Annotated in this window: 29 protein-coding genes; 5 read left to right on the top strand and 24 right to left on the bottom strand. The window is 68.5% G+C overall.

The annotated features are described in order from the left end of the window. Positions 1-131: 131 nt before the first annotated feature. The 19 genes from EDC50_RS15990 to EDC50_RS15905 form a co-directional block, all read right to left on the bottom strand. Entirely contained in the window at positions 132-344 is a 213-nt protein-coding gene (locus EDC50_RS15990; protein ID WP_123771529.1) for a helix-turn-helix domain-containing protein, read from the bottom strand. Then, positions 341-1,417, bottom strand: a complete 1,077-nt coding sequence (locus EDC50_RS15985) for an AcrVA2 family anti-CRISPR protein (protein WP_123771527.1) — start codon at positions 1,415-1,417, stop codon at positions 341-343. The genes EDC50_RS15990 and EDC50_RS15985 overlap by 4 nt, the downstream gene beginning before the upstream one ends. Further along, entirely contained in the window at positions 1,414-2,001 is a 588-nt protein-coding gene (locus EDC50_RS15980) for a vWA domain-containing protein (protein WP_123771525.1), read from the bottom strand. The genes EDC50_RS15985 and EDC50_RS15980 overlap by 4 nt, the downstream gene beginning before the upstream one ends. After that, a complete protein-coding gene (locus EDC50_RS15975; RefSeq protein WP_123771523.1) occupies positions 1,998-2,570 on the bottom strand; it encodes a hypothetical protein in 573 nt (190 codons plus the stop codon). Before EDC50_RS15975 ends, EDC50_RS15980 begins: the two co-directional genes overlap by 4 nt. Further along, positions 2,557-2,895, bottom strand: coding sequence for a hypothetical protein (locus EDC50_RS15970; protein WP_123771521.1), 339 nt, complete (start codon positions 2,893-2,895; stop codon positions 2,557-2,559). Before EDC50_RS15970 ends, EDC50_RS15975 begins: the two co-directional genes overlap by 14 nt. Continuing rightward, a complete protein-coding gene (locus EDC50_RS15965; RefSeq protein ID WP_123771519.1) occupies positions 2,895-3,251 on the bottom strand; it encodes a hypothetical protein in 357 nt (118 codons plus the stop codon). Before EDC50_RS15965 ends, EDC50_RS15970 begins: the two co-directional genes overlap by 1 nt. Positions 3,252-3,385: 134 nt before the next feature. Further along, the gene (locus EDC50_RS15960) at positions 3,386-4,576 is read right to left on the bottom strand and encodes a site-specific integrase (RefSeq protein ID WP_123771517.1); all 1,191 of its coding nucleotides are present in this window, start codon (positions 4,574-4,576) and stop codon (positions 3,386-3,388) included. Continuing rightward, positions 4,576-4,797, bottom strand: coding sequence for a hypothetical protein (locus EDC50_RS15955; protein WP_170167648.1), 222 nt, complete (start codon positions 4,795-4,797; stop codon positions 4,576-4,578). The genes EDC50_RS15960 and EDC50_RS15955 overlap by 1 nt, the downstream gene beginning before the upstream one ends. Continuing rightward, positions 4,794-4,988, bottom strand: coding sequence for a DUF7696 family protein (locus tag EDC50_RS15950; RefSeq protein WP_425477951.1), 195 nt, complete (start codon positions 4,986-4,988; stop codon positions 4,794-4,796). The genes EDC50_RS15955 and EDC50_RS15950 overlap by 4 nt, the downstream gene beginning before the upstream one ends. A gap of 11 nt (positions 4,989-4,999) precedes the next feature. Next, positions 5,000-5,266, bottom strand: a complete 267-nt coding sequence (locus EDC50_RS15945; protein WP_123771510.1) for a hypothetical protein — start codon at positions 5,264-5,266, stop codon at positions 5,000-5,002. After that, positions 5,263-5,775: a DUF7673 family protein gene (locus EDC50_RS16750; protein ID WP_242003048.1), complete on the bottom strand. Its 513-nt coding sequence runs from the start codon at positions 5,773-5,775 to the stop codon at positions 5,263-5,265. Before EDC50_RS16750 ends, EDC50_RS15945 begins: the two co-directional genes overlap by 4 nt. Further along, positions 5,772-6,389, bottom strand: coding sequence for a hypothetical protein (locus EDC50_RS15935; protein WP_123771508.1), 618 nt, complete (start codon positions 6,387-6,389; stop codon positions 5,772-5,774). The genes EDC50_RS16750 and EDC50_RS15935 overlap by 4 nt, the downstream gene beginning before the upstream one ends. After that, a complete protein-coding gene (locus EDC50_RS16480) occupies positions 6,386-7,240 on the bottom strand; it encodes a hypothetical protein (protein WP_158635720.1) in 855 nt (284 codons plus the stop codon). Before EDC50_RS16480 ends, EDC50_RS15935 begins: the two co-directional genes overlap by 4 nt. Continuing rightward, positions 7,233-7,436: a hypothetical protein gene (locus tag EDC50_RS15925; protein ID WP_123771506.1), complete on the bottom strand. Its 204-nt coding sequence runs from the start codon at positions 7,434-7,436 to the stop codon at positions 7,233-7,235. Before EDC50_RS15925 ends, EDC50_RS16480 begins: the two co-directional genes overlap by 8 nt. After that, positions 7,429-7,863 (bottom strand): hypothetical protein, encoded by a 435-nt coding sequence (locus tag EDC50_RS15920; protein ID WP_123771504.1) that lies wholly within the window; start codon positions 7,861-7,863, stop codon positions 7,429-7,431. Before EDC50_RS15920 ends, EDC50_RS15925 begins: the two co-directional genes overlap by 8 nt. After that, the gene (locus EDC50_RS16475) at positions 7,856-8,029 is read right to left on the bottom strand and encodes a hypothetical protein (RefSeq protein WP_170167647.1); all 174 of its coding nucleotides are present in this window, start codon (positions 8,027-8,029) and stop codon (positions 7,856-7,858) included. Before EDC50_RS16475 ends, EDC50_RS15920 begins: the two co-directional genes overlap by 8 nt. Beyond that, entirely contained in the window at positions 8,022-8,438 is a 417-nt protein-coding gene (locus tag EDC50_RS15915) for a hypothetical protein (RefSeq protein ID WP_123771502.1), read from the bottom strand. The genes EDC50_RS16475 and EDC50_RS15915 overlap by 8 nt, the downstream gene beginning before the upstream one ends. Positions 8,439-8,510: 72 nt before the next feature. Next, positions 8,511-8,783 carry a hypothetical protein gene (locus tag EDC50_RS15910; RefSeq protein WP_242003047.1) on the bottom strand — a complete coding sequence of 91 codons (273 nt, stop codon included), beginning with the start codon at positions 8,781-8,783 and terminating at the stop codon, positions 8,511-8,513. Continuing rightward, positions 8,780-9,001 (bottom strand): hypothetical protein, encoded by a 222-nt coding sequence (locus tag EDC50_RS15905; RefSeq protein ID WP_123771500.1) that lies wholly within the window; start codon positions 8,999-9,001, stop codon positions 8,780-8,782. Before EDC50_RS15905 ends, EDC50_RS15910 begins: the two co-directional genes overlap by 4 nt. Positions 9,002-9,325: 324 nt before the next feature. On the opposite strand from EDC50_RS15905, the gene EDC50_RS15900 reads away from it, so the two are divergent. Further along, entirely contained in the window at positions 9,326-9,613 is a 288-nt protein-coding gene (locus tag EDC50_RS15900) for a type II toxin-antitoxin system RelE/ParE family toxin (RefSeq protein ID WP_123771498.1), read from the top strand. 57 nt (positions 9,614-9,670) lie between these two features. Further along, positions 9,671-9,967, top strand: a complete 297-nt coding sequence (locus EDC50_RS15895) for an addiction module antidote protein (RefSeq protein ID WP_123771496.1) — start codon at positions 9,671-9,673, stop codon at positions 9,965-9,967. Between the two features lie 65 nt (positions 9,968-10,032). Here the strand turns inward: EDC50_RS15895 and EDC50_RS15890 are convergent, their stop codons facing one another. Genes EDC50_RS15890 through EDC50_RS15870 form a run of 5 tightly spaced genes read right to left on the bottom strand, consistent with a single transcriptional unit; the run spans position 10,033 to position 13,739 of the window. Beyond that, positions 10,033-12,720 (bottom strand): toprim domain-containing protein, encoded by a 2,688-nt coding sequence (locus EDC50_RS15890; RefSeq protein WP_123771494.1) that lies wholly within the window; start codon positions 12,718-12,720, stop codon positions 10,033-10,035. Positions 12,721-12,724: 4 nt separating this feature from the next. Further along, a complete protein-coding gene (locus EDC50_RS15885) occupies positions 12,725-12,934 on the bottom strand; it encodes a hypothetical protein (protein WP_123771492.1) in 210 nt (69 codons plus the stop codon). Beyond that, positions 12,934-13,218, bottom strand: a complete 285-nt coding sequence (locus EDC50_RS15880; RefSeq protein ID WP_123771490.1) for a hypothetical protein — start codon at positions 13,216-13,218, stop codon at positions 12,934-12,936. The genes EDC50_RS15885 and EDC50_RS15880 overlap by 1 nt, the downstream gene beginning before the upstream one ends. Before the next feature lie 7 nt (positions 13,219-13,225). Beyond that, a complete protein-coding gene (locus EDC50_RS16745) occupies positions 13,226-13,549 on the bottom strand; it encodes an ogr/Delta-like zinc finger family protein (RefSeq protein WP_242003046.1) in 324 nt (107 codons plus the stop codon). Continuing rightward, positions 13,536-13,739 carry a helix-turn-helix domain-containing protein gene (locus EDC50_RS15870; protein ID WP_199742106.1) on the bottom strand — a complete coding sequence of 68 codons (204 nt, stop codon included), beginning with the start codon at positions 13,737-13,739 and terminating at the stop codon, positions 13,536-13,538. The genes EDC50_RS16745 and EDC50_RS15870 overlap by 14 nt, the downstream gene beginning before the upstream one ends. Before the next feature lie 149 nt (positions 13,740-13,888). Between EDC50_RS15870 and EDC50_RS15865 the strand changes: the two genes are divergently transcribed. The 3 genes from EDC50_RS15865 (at position 13,889) to EDC50_RS15855 (ending at position 15,930) form a co-directional block, all read left to right on the top strand. Next, on the top strand, positions 13,889-14,365 hold the full coding sequence (locus EDC50_RS15865) for a helix-turn-helix domain-containing protein (RefSeq protein WP_123771487.1): 477 nt from the start codon (positions 13,889-13,891) through the stop codon (positions 14,363-14,365). A 214-nt stretch (positions 14,366-14,579) separates the two neighbouring features. After that, positions 14,580-15,044 (top strand): hypothetical protein, encoded by a 465-nt coding sequence (locus EDC50_RS15860; protein ID WP_123771485.1) that lies wholly within the window; start codon positions 14,580-14,582, stop codon positions 15,042-15,044. 226 nt (positions 15,045-15,270) lie between these two features. Next, positions 15,271-15,930 (top strand): OB-fold protein, encoded by a 660-nt coding sequence (locus EDC50_RS15855; protein WP_123771484.1) that lies wholly within the window; start codon positions 15,271-15,273, stop codon positions 15,928-15,930. Positions 15,931-15,988 lie beyond the last annotated feature (58 nt).

Below are 15,988 nucleotides of genomic sequence, written 5' to 3'. Positions count from 1 at the left end.
GGACTTTTAATCCGCTGGTCGTTGGTTCGATTCCAACACGGCCCACCATAAAAAACAGGGGCTTAGCTGCGACGCTAGGCCCCTTTTTTGTTGCTCCGGGAAAATGCCCGGGAAAATGAAGGCGCTCCTCGCTACTCAACCGGTGCGATGCCGCGCTCGATCGCGGCGCACGCGAGCAGCAGCGTAAGCGGGGTGCGGATGGGCTGGCCCGTCTGCCGGTTTATGCCGCGCTCCTGGTCCTGGTAGCTCGACAGGGCCATGCCCAGCGCCTCGGCCGCAGCGCGCTGCGAGAGCCCCATGCGGGCGCGCCAGCGGGCCACTGGGGTGTTCATGTTGCGGGTCATCGTACTGGCCTCACGGTCGCGGGCAGGGTGTCGTAGTCCTCGACCGCGACCGGGATCGGCGGCATCCAGCGCAGCTCGCGCTGGCGCTCGGTCGCGGGGATCTCCGTGCCGTCCTCGCGCTTGCGCGGGCCGGACAGGATGGTGTGCCAGTGCGCGCGGCGCACATGCGGGCGGACGTGCCGGCCGGTCGGGGCGGCGGGCTGTCCAGTCTCCTCGCGCTGGTACGCGGCACGCAGTGCAGCCCCGATGCGCACGCCCACATCCCACTCGACCGGGCCGGCTGCAGGATGCAGCAGCCACTGCCGTCCGGAGCGCACCGGCGCGGGGTTGCGCGGCATCTCGGGCTTGCCGCGCCGAGTGATGTCGGCGTCGGCACACAGGTACAGCGCGAGCGACAGCAGCGGCTCGAAGATGTCGCGACTGCGCTGGAGGCCCTCGACGGTCTCCGCTGACCACGGCATTCCTGCGTGCTCGGCCTGGTGGCGTGCGCTGCGCTCGAGCGCGCGGAGCGAGTCCTCGATGCTGCCGGCCAACGGTAGCGCGAGAGCGTGCACGCCGTCGGCGGCGAAAGGCTGCCGCGGGTCACGCGCGCAATCGAGCACGACGCGGAACTCGGGCATGCGGGTGTTGACGTCGTACTCCATGTGCATCCACGCGCCGTGCAGTCCAGGTGCGAGGTCCGCAGCGGCGAGATCGACGTACACGCACCACTCCGGCAAGCGCTGCAGATGCTCGACGGGGATGTCTCCCTCGAGCGGTGTCTCCAGCAGCGCAGGCAGCAGCGCAGGATCGAAGCGGTAGATGCCCTGCGTCATGCGCCAGGCGCCGAGCGCCGTCATGATGGCAGGGTGGTCGGCGTGGGCGAACGGCACCCGCCGATCACCGCCACCGCTCACGACGGCGTAGCCGCCGGCGATGGGCATGTAGCACCAATCCGGCCAGTCGAAGTTGGGCTGCCCGCGTTGCCGGCGGAAGCCGTCGAACTGGCGCCACGCGTGCGGATAGGCGTGACCCACCGCTTCGAGGGCGCGGCGGGCACGATGCACTTTACGCTGGAACTGAGGACTGCTCACGCGCGCGGCCCCGGCAAGAACCCGGCGATGCGCTGAGTCAGCAAGCGGACGCCGGCCGGCGTTGCGATGTCGTTGACCATGAGATCGCCGCCGGCAGAAGCGGCGAGCTTGCGCATAAAAGCGATCGCACGCGTGTTCGACTCCGGGCCGATATAGAGCACGTCGATCGCACCGCGGAACTTCCTCGCCGAAGCAAGCGCCGCGGCTTCGTTGTCGGGCTCGCCGTCGCTGATCAGAAGCGTCACGCCGGGATCGGACGCGCGTACATAATCGAGCGCCGCGGCCAGGTTGGTGTTGGCTTCAGGTTCGGGAATACTATCGACGTCGCACGGTTGCGAACTGAACGCTACGAGCCGCGCGCCGCCGCGCGCCGCGCTCACTGCTTCGCGCAGCACGTCGATCTTGCGGCGACCGTCTCCGGATTCGGCCCCCATCGACCCCGATACGTCGGCAAGAATGACGATCTGACCGCGGCGGCGATCTAGCCGCTCCTGCTGAGCCGCTACTTTGCCCGTCGTGGCCGGCAGCGTCTGCGCGGCACGCTTGACAAGCGCCTGCAGCGGATTCGTAAGCGCCTTGCTCATCCTTCGTTTCCCCGGATTTGTGTTGTCCTGTCGATTCCAAGCGCCTGGATCGCGGCTGCCGCCTCCCGGCACCACGCCAGGAGCGCCGGGCGCGCATCACGCAAGCCGGGCGATGTATACAGCTCGCCGGAGGCCACTTCGTACTCGACAAGGCTCCATGTTTGCCGGCCGAGATTGAGCCGCAGCTTCGGTGCTTTCCCCCGGGCTTGTATCGGATCCCGGTCCCAGATCAGGGACATGTTCTCGGCCTGGTTCCCAACAATAGCGGCGCCGGCTCGAAGATACGCGATGAGCGCATCTTGCACCCGCCGGCGCTCGCGCTCGTTCGCAACGGCCTCTGCCGCGGCGCGGGCCTGTCGTTCGAGACGCGCCGCCTCGGCCCGCTTAGCCTGCGCGCTTCCGCGCGCCGCGGCCTCGATGCGCTCGCGCTCATCGAGCAGGGCTCGGGAAAAGGCAGCTTGCAGCGCCGGATTTCGACGCATCGCCTCGCGCGCCAGGGCGACCGCTAGTTCCACGATCTGATCGTCGCTGAGCTCGCTGAAATCGAGCCCGTCGTCAGACGCTTGCATCATTGATCTCCTCGTCCGTGAGCCCATAAAGCGCCGCCGCGACCGCCCTGGCTGTTCCGTACTTTTCCGCGAGGATGCGCGCCACAACGAAGCCCTGTTTCGGCGACACGCGCGGGCGCCTGCCCTGAACGCTGTTTCGGACGGTCTCGGCGACGGCAGCGCCGTGGGTATCGCCGGCTTCAAGAGCGACAGTTCTCGCGTGATCCGCTATCCGCGGGTTCTGCGCCGCGACGAGCTGGAGCCACTCGAAGCTGGGGTCCCGGCGGAACGAGTCGAGCTCGAAGCGCTTGATCGACTCTGCTACGTACTCACGATGCCAGTCCATTACAGCACCCACCCGCCGGCGTTCACGTCGAACACTTTTTCGTCCGTGCCCGCGAGATCGACGACCAGGCCGGAAATCGGAAGGGCCTCGAAATGAGACCGCAGTTCTTCAACGCTGTCGAAAACCGCGAAGCTGACATCGCCGAAGTTCCGGCGGATCTGCCCACCCTCGTGGTCGTAGTAATCGAGCGCTGAGTACGAGCCTTCCAGGTACTTGCCCTGGGCGTCCTCTTCGTAGAAGAAGAACCCGTCATACGCCTCGCGATTGCCGAGTTGCACTTTCACAGCGACGCCGGCACGGCCGTGAGCAACGGCATCTTTGATCGTGACGGACTTCTCGATGTGCGCCTGGCTCATGATCATCTCCTGTTGAGGTATCCCGGCTACTCACCGCCGGTGGGTGCCGGCCGGGATTGCCCGGCCGTGGAACTATGCTCACATGACCGCGTAGCGCTGTCAAGACCCGGGGCGACCGTTCGTCGGCTCGGCAATCACTTCCGCGGCTTGGCCAGCTTCGGCGGCTCGACGACCGGCAGCTCGTGGTTGTAGCGCTGGGTCATACGCCGCTCGCGGTGGCCGGCTGCGTCCTGCTTGTCTGCGATGTTGCCTGCGGTGTCGGTGATGCCGCGGTGCTTGAGCCCGTGCAGGCTGAAGCGCTGGTCCGGCGTGATCACCCGCTCCCGGATCGCCATTGTGATCATCCGCTGCCACGCGGTGTCGAGCGCCGATTTGGTGAGCGGCGTTCCCGATTGGCTGACGATCACCCGGCGCTGCTCGGGGCGTAGCGGCACCGGGCGCTTGTTCGCCTCCGTCACGCGGCGACGGTAGTCCTGCAGGAACTCCCACGCCTCGCGTAGTTCCGCGTTCCACCGGGTTACGTTATCGAGCGAGCCCTTCCGCCGGTTGCTGCGGATGCCGACGTCGTCGGCATGCGCGTCGGTCAACGTGCACACTTCAAGGCCGCGCAGGCGCAGGTTGTACGCCAGCATCATGGCCGCCCACAGGTAGGGCGGCACGCTGCCTTCGGTGTGCGCCATGCGCTGGCCGCGCTCACGCGCGAACCGCAGCACCGCGGCGAAGGCCTCGGGCTCGGGCATGCGGTTGTCGCCGCGCTCGGCGACCTGGCGCACTCCCTTGGCCGGATTGAGCCTGCACAGGCCGTGCCGCATGCCCCATGCGAACACGCGGCGCAGGTAGCGCAGGATGTGGTTTGCCTTCGTCGGCGTAGCGGGCAGAGCCGGCTGAAGGCCTGCGGCCGGTCGCCCCATCGCGAGCGATTCGACAAGGCGCTGCACCATCGGCACGGTCATCCGGTCGACGGGGTACCGGCCCAGCGGCGATCCGTCTTTGAGCACATAGCTGCAGGCCTCCTGCGCCAGCCATCGGTAGTCCTTCTGCGTGCGCGGCGCCAAGCTGGCGAACTCGCTGGAACGGTGGAACTGCTCGGTGATGTAGGACACGCTGCCGCGGGGATCCTCGCCGCGTGCCGTTTCGACGATCGCATGCAGCTCCGAAAGCCGCGCACTCGCATAGGCGACCGTCCGCTTGCGCGGACGGCCGCCTTCCGGGTGCGGCTCCAGGATGTACCAGCGGTTGTCCTCCCAGTAGATCCCTTTCGGCAGGGCCGCCTGGTCGATGTGCGCGGGGATGTCGGGCTTGAACTTCCTTTTTCTTCCACCCATCAGATCAGTTCCTCGGGGCTCGATATCTCTGTCGGGAGTTGGGTAATGCCAAGGGCCGCGTTCAGCGCGTCGACCGTGGTCCAGATGCCGCCGCGGCCGTCGTATTTGTAGCGGATGCCCTCACGTTCCGCCCACCGGCGGACGGTGGAGAGCCGCGGCGGCGGCCCCTCGGGTGCGCACACGCGCTGCAGCACGGGGAAGGGGACGATCAGCGGGCTCACGGCAGGTCCGCCTCCATCCATTCCCGGCGTCGGGCCCACTGCCGGCGCATTTCCTCGCGCAGCTCGTTGGCCGCTTGGTACCCGCGCCGCTCGGCGATCCTCGCCATCAACTCGTCCACCTTGACCGCGGTGGTGTAGCCCTTGCGCAGCCAGTCGCGCGCCTCGCACTCCCTGCGATGGGCTTCGATCAATGCCGGGTCGATCACCGCGCATGCCCCCCTCCCAGGCGCAGGCCGAGCTGGACGACGTTCGCCGCGGGCCGCGGCCGCGGGGTGCGGATCCGGTGCATCCGCTTCCACGCCGCCAGCGCGTCGGCGAACTCGGCGTGCTTGCGCGTCTGGCTGCAAGCGCACTCGACCAGGTGGCCGCCGCCGGCGCCGGGCCGGCGGGCGTCGAAGATGTGCCGCGCCGCGTGGCCCGCCCGGCAAGCAGGCAGGGGCTCCTCGTGCGGGATCTGGCGTTGCGTCATGGCTCCTCCTCTCGGTCCAGCCGCACCCGCGCGATCGCCTGAAGGCGCTCGCCGAAGCCGAGCGTGTCCGGGTAGCGGTGCACCCGGGCGACCAGGCCGAACACCGTGTGCATGTCGCGTGCGACGTCCGCATCGACGCCCCACAGGTCGGTCAGGTTGAAGCCGCCAAACCTGCCGGCGTTCCACCACGCCAGCAGGAAGCGGGCGGCGCGGCGCGCCTGGCCGGTGTCCGATTGCGCGATCGCGAACAGCCTTTCGAGGGCCGCCGCTTCCTCGGCCTGCATCCACGCCGGCGGCGGGCACATCGCCTGCAGCTCGGCGAGGGTGATCGTGCGCGCCTGGACGTCGGGCAGCGTCTCGCCGGCCGGGTCGCCGGCGAGGGCGGCGAGCAGCGCCTTGGCGTCGTTGAGGCGCAGGATCGCGACGCCGAGCTCGTCCTCGGTTCCGTGCTCGATCGCGCGGCGCAGGGTGTCCATCATCGGACGCAGGATGGGGCGCTCGCGGCTCACTTCGCACCTCCCTGCACGCGGGCGAGGGCGTCCAGTCCGCGCTCCCGCCGCCACTCGTTGACCGAGCTGTCGCCGTCGAGCGCCACGCGCGCAGCCATGACCGCGGTTTGCACGGCTTCCTTCCGCACGTTCGCCGAAGGCTCATCGAGAACGGCTTTGCACAGCTCGCCGAACTCCTCGGCCAGTGCAATCGTCATGAGCCGATCGCCGGGGAACTTCGCGCGGGCGCGGATCAGCTCGGTGCGGACCTCAGCGAGAAAGGCATCGACTCCGGCGTCCTCCGTCACCCGCGCGCCATCGCCCTGCGGCTTGGCGGCGAGGGCGAATCGGAAGGCTTCTAGAGCTACGTCAGCCTCGACGTACCGTTCGCCTTCTCGCGCAGTGAACGGACCTGCGCGACCGCGCAGGCGGCGCTCCCACGCCTCCACCTCCCCCGCGCCCTCGGGATCGGGCTGTGCGCGGCGGTTCCACGTCCTCATCGGCGCCGCGCCGTGGCACCAAGCGCAGCGCACGACGTTCGCGCCCGTTGCGTCCAGGAAGTCGTTGGGTCGCTGATCGAGCGCGTCCGATCCACAGAACGGGCACGGCAGCAGCATGTCCATCGTCTTAGTCATGGCTGCGCCCCCTGCGCGCGATCCAAGGCGGCGAACAGCGCGTCGCGCTCTGCTTGCCATGCCGCCGCTACCGCCACCGACGCCGACACCGACGCCGCCCACGCCGCCGACTCCGCCGCCCACGCCGCCGAATCCGCCGACTCCGCCGCCGACTCCGCCGACTCCGCCGCCGACTCCGCCGACTCCGCCGCCGACCGCGCCGCCGACTCCGCCGCCGACCGCGCCGCCCACGCCGCCGAATCCGACTGCGCCGGCCACGCCGCCGAATCCGACTGCGCCGTCGCCGCCGCCGCCGCCCACGCCGCCGACTCCGCTGCCGATAGCGAGCCCGGATCGCCTTCCGCCGCGGCCTCGTGGGCGCGCTCGGCGACATCCAAGGCGTCTATCGTTTGGCGGATGGCCTCGGTTACGTCACTGGGGTGCCCCGCCTCCAACGCCTTGCGCTGCGCAGCCAGCATCCGGCCGATGCGTGCGATGGCGATCCAGTGCTGTACCGGTTCGAGGTCCACCCCGTCAGGGATGCGCCTTGCCAGTTCGACGTGGAAACCGGCACGGTCCTCCTCCGGCAATCCTTCAAATATTGATTCTTGGAGGCGGATGAGCCAGACGGGGAGGCCGCGCGCGGCGGCGACAACCTCATGGTGTAACACTTTGGCATCTGGATTGATATCGCGCGCAAAGCAGGCGACCGAGCAGCCACGGAAGCGGTCGCCATCAATGATCCCGTAGGTGCCGGCCCGCAGCATGTCGGCGGCGGCGTGGTGCTCGGCCTGGGCGACGTGCAGGGCCTTGATTGCCGGGTCTCCGTGGAAAGAAAGAATAGGTTTCATCGCGTTCATCGTCTCAGTCATGGCGGGGCTCCTTGGTGACGATGACGCGGTGGATTTCCATGTAGCGTTTCGCCTTCGCCCACGGATCTCCCGTGATCGTCTCAACCTCCTTGATTGCGTCACGGCGCGTGTGCGCGATGCCCCACAGGTTTCCGTTGTTGTAGTAGCCCCACACCCGCTGCGGGCGGGGGGTCTCGCGAGGATTGTTATTAGTCATGGCGGGGCTCCTGCGCATGGCGCGCGGCGACCTCACGCGCCTCAGGCACGACGTGCTCGATGACGTGCCCGATAGGGTTGAACGGATGCGCGTCGGCCGCCTCGACTATGCGCTTGAGTGTGGGGAGCGCGCCCTCGCCAGCGGCTGCGGCCTCCTCGGGCGTGAGCTCGACCGGCGTCATGCCGAACTGCTTGACCCGCTCGAGGCATTGCTGCGGGAGCCAGGTGGCGGCGTCGTCGAAGGCATCTTGCGTCGCGGGCTTCGACAGGTGGATCTTGATCGACACCTCGGCGTGGTCGGCTTGGACGGTGCATCCGATGCAGTAGCGCTCCGCGTCGCTGTCGTACGTGTGCGTCAGCAGCGCGAGCACCCCGTCGATCACCACCGTGCGCGCCCAGCGGCGCGGCGCATCGTTGCGCTCAGCCATGGGTCACCTCGCGGCGCACGGCCATGCGCCGGCGGCGCAGGGCGACGGGGATCTGGCCCACGGCCAGGCCGGCGTGCGTGGCGCGCCGCGGGCGCGTGCTCCACAGCCGGTACAGCAGCGCGCCGCCCACGGCCGGCGCGATCGAGAGCAGGGCGAGCTCAAGCACGGCGCACCTCCTTCTCGGCCTCGGCCATCGCGGCGACGCCGGCGGCGGTCGGCGGCCGGGGCAACATGTCGGCGACGCGCGTGGGCAGATCCAGCGCGTCCAGGTACTCCGCCAGCTCGAGGCCGATGCGGTCCTCTTCGGCGATGAACTCGGCGTCGCGCGTGGCCCAGCCGCCGCGCGGATCGCGCGTCCAGACCCGGGCGACGGTGTGCAGGCCGCCCATGTCGAGCGAGGCCACCACGCCGATGCGGTTGCGCCGGATATGCACCATCACCACGGCCGCGCATTCGCTGCGCGAAGCGGCAAGGTCGATGGACTCCGCGGCGCGCGTGGTAGCCTCCGCGCTGGGTCCGGTGCCGGATACCTGCGGCGGTGCCGCAGTGGCCAGAACTTCGGGTTGCTGCTGCATGGAAACCTCCTAGGCTTCAGGTGGAAGGCCCAGGGGCGGCGTTGCCGCGCCGCCCGCCGGGCCCGCTTCGGCTCAGATCAGGTCTTCGCCGGGGGGCTCTTCGTGCGGCGCCGCCTGGCGCTGCGTATTGCGCAGGACGTCCAGCACGTCCTCCGCGATGTATTCCGCGACCGCGGCCGGGCCGTCGTGGCTGATGCCCAGGTGCGTGGCGCCCTCGTGATCGAGCGCGGCCAGCAGCTGCGCCGCGACCTGCGCGCGCCACAGGCGGTCCATGTCCTTCTCGGTGAGGGTGTAATCGGCGCCGATGGGCAACGGCGTGCCGTGCGGTTGGCTCGGGGCGTTCACGGCTGCACCTCCGCGCCCAGCTGGTCGTGGACCTGGCGGATGGCGGCCACCACCTCGGCGAGCGTCAGCTCGGCCGCGGGCTTGCCCGCGGCGTCCAGCTTGGCCATCAAGGCCAGCCAGCCGTGGTGGGACCATTCGAGGGTGTTGGCGATCTCGCCGAACGCGGCGGCGATGGCGCGGCGCAGATGCGCGGGCGCAACTTGGGTGTCGTTGGACACGGTGACGTCTCCTTGTGCTGAGGTTGAGCCTCGGAGACGCGTTATGAGGCGCGGCACCGAGGGTGTCGGGAGGCTCATAACCGGGCACAAGTCCGGCGGGCAGTTTTCCCCTTGCGGGTGTTGTATGGCTGCCGCCCTCCCGACGCAGGACACGTCGGTGCGCTCGAAAGACAGGCGCAAAAAAACCGCGATGACTGACGGGCGCGGATGCCGCTTGTGCTCGGAGTTATGAGGCTCCTTGCCGCGGATCGTGCGCTCGTCGACCGCGCCTGTCAACCGGGGGCTGGGATTGCGAAAGTGTAGCCGGTAGGCTACAGTTGCCCCATGCAGATCAAGCGCACCCCGGAATTCAGGAAGTGGATCGATGGCTTGAAAGATCTGGCCGGCCGCGCCCGGATCCAGGCGCGCATCGAGCGGCTGGCGGCCGGCAATCCGGGCGATCACCGCAATCTGGAAGGCGGCGTGTCCGAGCTGCGCATCGATGTCGGCCCCGGTTACCGGGTGTACTACACGCAACGCGGCAACGAGCTGGTCATCCTGCTGGCCGGCGGCGACAAGTCCACGCAGCAAGCGGACATCCGCAAAGCACGGGAGCTGAAAGACGGGCTTTAGTTCACGCCACCCCAAGAGAGGCCGGCGAATTTCATCAAGACGCGCAGGAGTGCGGCTATGAGCAAGAAAACCACCCTCGAAAACTACGACGTCGCCGAACACCTCCGCACCCCGGAGGAAATGGCGCTCTATCTGGACGCGTGCATCGCCGAAGCCGATGGCGATGCCGCCTTCATCGCCAAGGCCCTGGGCGACATCGCCCGCGCTCAAGGCATGAGCAAGGTCGCACGCGACGCGGGCCTGTCGCGCGAGAGCCTGTACAAGGCGCTTTCCGGCGATCGCAACCCCGACTTCGCCACGGTGCTCAAGGTCACCCGAGCGCTGGGCGTGAGGCTGCATGCCACCGCTGCGTGAGCGGCTAGCCCGGATCTGCGGAACGCCGCCTGAAGGCCGCCGGTTCGCGTTGGTCGCCCGGGCGCTCATTTGCGGAACGTCCAGCACTTGATGATGGGCGAGCCTTCGCCGCGGTTTGCCCGGATGAGGCTGTTCACGGCGACGTTGGCATCGAGGCACTTGTGCCGCCGCGAGTCGCGCAGCAGCGTGCGCAGCACCTTCAGGTCGGCCAGCTGCTGCGAGTGATAAGCGGCCTTGGCCGCGAATTCGTTGAGATTGATCGCGATGACGTTCGGGTCGCGCGAGTGGTTGACAACGGGGTGGTCGCTGAGACCCTCCAGGTACTCGTAGACTTCCCAGAACTCGGCCACCAGCGGGTGGTCCGCGCTGATGGCACGCTGCCGCTCCAGCGCCATTTCGACCAGCGCCTGCCGCGTGGTCTCCACCATTTCGGCGGTCAGCGGCACGACGATGCGCAGGCAGTCCAGCAGCGCCAGCATCTGCGCGTGGTTCTTGATCACGCGCTCGATGCGGATGTCCTTTTTCTCGCGTAGCGCCGCCTCGTACACGCGCACGCGCTCGGCGAACTTGGCCAGGATCTGGCCCTCGGCGCGCACCGCCTTCAGCATGAAGTGGCTCACCGCCTCCACCGGCAGCGCGTTCAGGTTGTCCGCGGCCTCGCGGCTTTCCGTAGTGACGTTGGGCCGCTTGAAGTGCAGCTTGACGATGCGGGTGAGGATCGCCTCGGACGCGTCCACCGCGGCGTTCTGGCTGATGACGATCGTGCCGCGGAACGGCGGCTCGTAGGTCTCGTTGCCGCCGTTGCGCACGCCGCGCGTGCGCAGCGTGCCGCCGCCGAAAAAGTCCTTGAGCTCGTCCCAGTCGAAGCTCTTGGCGTGCGCCTTGTCCGGCGTGCTGCGGTCGGCCTCCAGCAGCACCACCGGCATGTTGGCAATCTGGCCCATGGCGCGGGAGCGGCCGGCGACGGACGATTTGGCCGGGTCGAAGCCCTCGTAGTCCGCGCGGCCCAGCAGCTTCCAGAGGAAGGTCAGCAGCGTGGTCTTGCCGGCGCCGGCCTCGCCGGTGGCTTCGAGGAAGGGAAACGACTCATACGTCTCGCGGATTTGCTCCGCGAACAGCGAGCCGAACCAGAACGCAAGCGCGACCACTCCGTGGCTGCCGAAGCACGTCCACAGCCACGGCAGCCAGTCCTCGCGATACTCCTCCGGGTCGCGCTGCAGGCGCAAGCGGATGGACTTCTGCGTGCTCTTGAGCCGCAGCTTGTCGAATTCGAAGTAGTCCTCGGCGTTGGCCTGCACCAGCTCGCCGTCGCGCACCGCGATGTCGCCGAGCAGGTAGGCGCGGTGTTCCTTGCTGTAGCCGAGGAAATCGATCGCCTCGACGGTCTTGATGTTGTACAGCTGGTCCTTCATCACGTGGATCAGCTGCGCGCCGGTGCCGTCGAACACGGCGCCGGGCGCGAAGCTGGCCAGGCGGTCCCGGAAGGCCGGGGCGTTGAGGGTCTGGGACGCGGTGAACGTGCCCTTGACGCTCGGCGCATCGTGCGGGAAATCGACGCGGAAGAAGTACCAGGACTCGTCGGTGACCTCGTTGCGCTGGAAATACAGCGCCTCGGGGTAGCAGTTGGCGATTTCGTACACGGTGGACGCCGCGCGGCGCAGCCGGCGTTCCTCGTCCTCCTCGAGCTCGTCATAGGCGACGTCCTTCTCGCGCTTCAGCTTCTCGAAACGCGCCTGGTCGAACTCGAACCAGTACAGGCGCGAGCGGTGTTCGAGGTGGAACTCGGCGCGGCCGTCGTGGGCGTGCATCAGCAGGCCCTTGTCCATCGCGCTCTTCGCGAGCAGCAGGTCGCCCTGGTAGCGCGCCTCGGCAATGTCCGCCTCCCACTGCTTGGCGCGCTCGGCGGCGTCGGCATGCGCCTGCGCGCGCAGGTGCAGGTCGTTCCAGTCCACCTTCCGGCCGTCCGGCTGCGGGATCTGCGCGGCGCGGCAGCGAAAGCCCATCGCCTCGGCCCGGCGGACGTGCTTGCGGATGTAGTCGCGGGCGCCGGGCTCGTTGTCCAGGGCCCAGATGAGCGTCGGCAGGTTGCCGGCGCGGCGCTTGGCCAGTTCGCGCAGCGACTCGTCCGGGAAGGCGTTGCTGCTCATCGCCGACACGGCGGCGGCGCCGTGCTGCATGTGCGCGATGGCGTCGAAGATGCCCTCGACGATCCACAGCTCGCTCACGGTATCCAGCTGTTCGTCGACCGCCGGCGCAATCCACCAGACCCCGGCGTAGCTCTCGCCGGGCTTGAACCGGGCCTTCTGCTTGCCGAAGCGGTGCGGCCGGTCGATCAGCCGCTCCCAGTAGCCGCCCTTTCGCAGGGCGAAGCGCACGGTGGCGGTGCCGGCCTGCAGCCTGCGGTCGTAGTAGTGCTCCTGCGTGTAGAGCCCCCGCAGGCCGGAGAGGTCGAAGCCGCGGTTGTACTGCAGGTACGCGTCCGCCGCGGCGGCGGGGGCCTCCGGCGTCTGCGCGAAGCGCTTGGACCAGTCGTCGAACAGGTCGTCGTAGAGGTCCTTGACGTGCAGCTCGCGGCCGCACTTGGCCTGCCGGCCGCACCGCACAACCCAGGGCTTCAGATAGCTCGTGTAGAGCTCCTTCTTGCCGCACGCGGGGCACTTGCCGCCGCGCATGTAGTCCGTGCCCGGGCGATGCTTCAGGCCGTAGTCGCGCTCCAGGCGCTGCACGACCTGCTGGCGGATATCGTGCTGCATGCGATCAGGCCTTGCGCCCGTTGCGCGCGTTCGGCCGCGGCGTGGCCACGCGCTCGATCTGCCCGCCGCGGCGTACGAACGCCTCGATGTCGGCGCGCAGCGCCGCCGCTTCCCGCTCCTTCAGCGCCGGCAGCACGTAGGTCGGCTTGTGTTGCGGGTTGCTCGAAACCAGGCACGGCATCTGCACCGTGGCCCATCCGCTGTCCGGCCTCATCACGCCACCTCGCTACGGCAGTAGCCGGTATTCAGCAGCTCGACGCCGGCGTCGGTGGCGCGCACGAAGTTGTCGGAGCGGGAACTACGCGCCAGCAGGCCCAGCGCGAGCAGGGCGGCGACATCGCCCGCGGCATAGCGGGCGCCGACCTCCTGCGCGTGGAACATGCGCGGCACGAACGCGCCCCGCGGCGTGACCTGCACGAGCCCACCGCAGCGGTCGGCTGTCTGCAGGCAAAGCTGTAGCGTCGACGGCAGAGCCGCCAGTTCGATGGTGCGGTGCATCGCGAGCTCAGTGGTCGGTGTTGGCGGGCGGCTCGTCCAGCAGGTCGAGCTGGTTGAGTTGCTGGGCGCGGTAGGCCTTCAGCGCGAGGTTTCGCGCATAGGCCGGCGCTTCGGGCAGCTCGCTTGGGCGGGCGCCCGGCATGCCGCTCGGGCTGGCGATCGCGGTGAGCTCGGTGTGGCCGGTATAGCTGGCCGAGCACACCGGGTTGTCGCAGACGTAGGTGTCGTGGCGCAGGTACCGGTGCGACAGATAGCTGGTGCGCTTGATCAGCACGCCGCCGCAGGCCTCGCAGCGGAAAACGACACGCTTGCGGTGACTAAAGTCCCCCATGCTCCGATTCCCCCTGTTGATCCTCGATCGCGCCCGACTTCAAGCCGAGCAACACCGCAGCGCGATGCGCTTCCCCTCGGCGCCCCTTGTTCTTGCCGCTGAGCAGGTGGTAGACGGCGCTCGCTTTGACGCCGTTCGCACGCGCCCAGCCGCGGATGCTGATGCCCCGTGCGTCGAGGTCGGCCAGCACGCGCTCGCGCGCCTCCGCGCTAGGCCCCTGGAAGGGGTGCCGCGCTTTCCCCCGCTTTGTGGGCGTGTTCGCACTTTTGTGCATACTTGCTCAAAGTTTGGCTAACCCACGGAGAGCGTACCGAAACAAACGTTTCGGTGTCAACAGGAATGGAAACGATCTGGAACATGGAAGACGCCGGGTACCGGCTCCGCTTCGAGCGCGAACGCCTGGGGCTGAAGCAGGAAGATCTCGCGAACGCGCTGGGCGTCACTCCGGTCACGCAGCGGAACTACGAGAGCGGGCGACGGCAGCCGACCGCGCAGTACCTGGCGGGCATCGAAGCGAAGGGGCTGGACGTGCTGTACGTGCTGACGGGCGCGCGCTCGGTCGGTGAGCGGCTGGCCGAGGAAGAGGCGAACCTGGTAGCGCACTTCCGCCGCGCGAGCCCGGAACTGAAGGCCGCCGCGTTGCGCATGCTCGGCGCCGAGCCGGCGCCGTCGCGCCCGGCACAACGCCGCGAGGGCCCCACGGTCAATGCCGAAAGCATCGGCGGCGTGGTGCAGGGCAATCAGACCGTCAAGGGGCCGATGACCTTCCACCTCGGCGGCGGCGGCAGCCGCAAAAAAGGGGTGCCGAAGGAGTGACGCGCACGTGTATCTCGGCCAATTCGTCGCCGGCGACGTGCATATCGGCGCGCTCAGCCTGAACTTGAGCTTCCCGATCGCGTGGATGCCGCGGCCGCCGCGCCGCGGCCGGGGCGATTCGCGCAAATCGCCCCCGCCATCGCCCTTGGCGGCTCAGGTTCGGCCGCACAGCCCCGTAGGGAAGCGCCGCGCCGCGGCGTAGGAAAAATCCGACATGAGAGACAGAAACGTTGGAATCGACGTTGCGGGTTCCGCGTACTTCACCGCGCCGGTTACCTTCAATTTCGGCGGGAGGGAACTGACGGCCGCCCAGGCCACTACCGAGGAGCTGGAGCGCGCAGCCGACGCCTACAGAAGGGAAGTAGGCATATACAGCAATCGATCTTTGGGGGCTCTCGCAGTCTGCGGCGTGGCCGTGATGTTGTGCGTCCCCATCACCGAAGCGCTGTTGCTGTGGTTCGGCCTGGACAGTACGGCGCCGGGCTACAGGGAGGAGCGTCGCTGGATCTTCCTGACGCTTGCGCCATCGGCGCTGGTCATGACCTTGGTGATCGTCGGCGACTGGTGGCGGCTGCAACGCGCCGTGTTGCGGGTGCTGCGCCGCGAACAGGCGGTGGTGCTGGCGCAACTGGGCATCCGCAAGCGGCTCGAAGCGAATCAGTCGGCCGACAACAAGTAGGAAAAATCCGACTCGGCAGTAGGGGAAAGGGGTACAGCATCGGCCACGCCTCCCGCGTACTCTGAAGCGCGGCGATCGCGTGCCGATAAGGGGGCGTCCTCGGCACGCATGTCGCGGCCGACGACGCGCTGGTTTCGCCGCCGGCGGGCGCGCTGCGCACTGCGGGCGGCATTCGCAAGCGGGGCCGGAAAGCTCCGTGATCACTGCAACCACAGGGGTAACGCAAATGAATGCAACCGCATCGATCAACACCACGCCGCGCTCCGCGCCGGTCAAGGCCACTTGGGTGTGCCTGATCGTCGCGTGGATCCTGTTCCTGCTGCCGCTGCCCGGTGTCGGCGTGTTCGTCGGCTGGCCGCTGAACCTGGTGGCCTTCATCCTCGCCATCGTGGTGATGGCGCGCGGCTTCACCAAGCAGGGGCTCTTGCCGCTGCTGGCCTCGCTGATCGTGTCGCCGATCGTCTACTTCATCGGGCTCGCGGTGCTGGGCGCGACGGCCGTGGGCGGGACGGCCGCTCTGCAGCAGGCCAGTAACGGGACGGAGACGGCGGCGCCGGCTAGCCAGGCCGAGCCGGCGGCCGATGCGATCAAGATCACCGCCCGTGAGCTGTTCCAGGCCTACGCGGCGAACGAGGTCGCCGCGGACGGCAAGTACAAGGGCAAGGCGCTGGAAGTCAGCGGGAAGGTGGAGTCGATCACCTCCGACTTCAGCGACGAGGCCGTCGTGCAGCTGACCACCGGCGAGATCCTGCAGCAAGTGCACGCCCGGGGCCTGCCGAAGGATGTAGCGGCCCAGCTTGAGACGGGCCAGCAGGTCACCGTGGCGTGCACGGGCGCCGGCGAGGTGATGGGCTCGCCGCAGCTGAACGATTGCCGCGTAAAGTAGCCTGCGACACAACGAAAAACCCCGGCAGCGATGCCGGGGTTTTTCCGTTCTGGGCGCC

The organism is Vulcaniibacterium tengchongense, assembly GCF_003814555.1.
Taxonomy (GTDB): domain Bacteria; phylum Pseudomonadota; class Gammaproteobacteria; order Xanthomonadales; family Xanthomonadaceae; genus Vulcaniibacterium; species Vulcaniibacterium tengchongense.
This window is presented reverse-complemented; position numbering and strand designations above follow the sequence as displayed.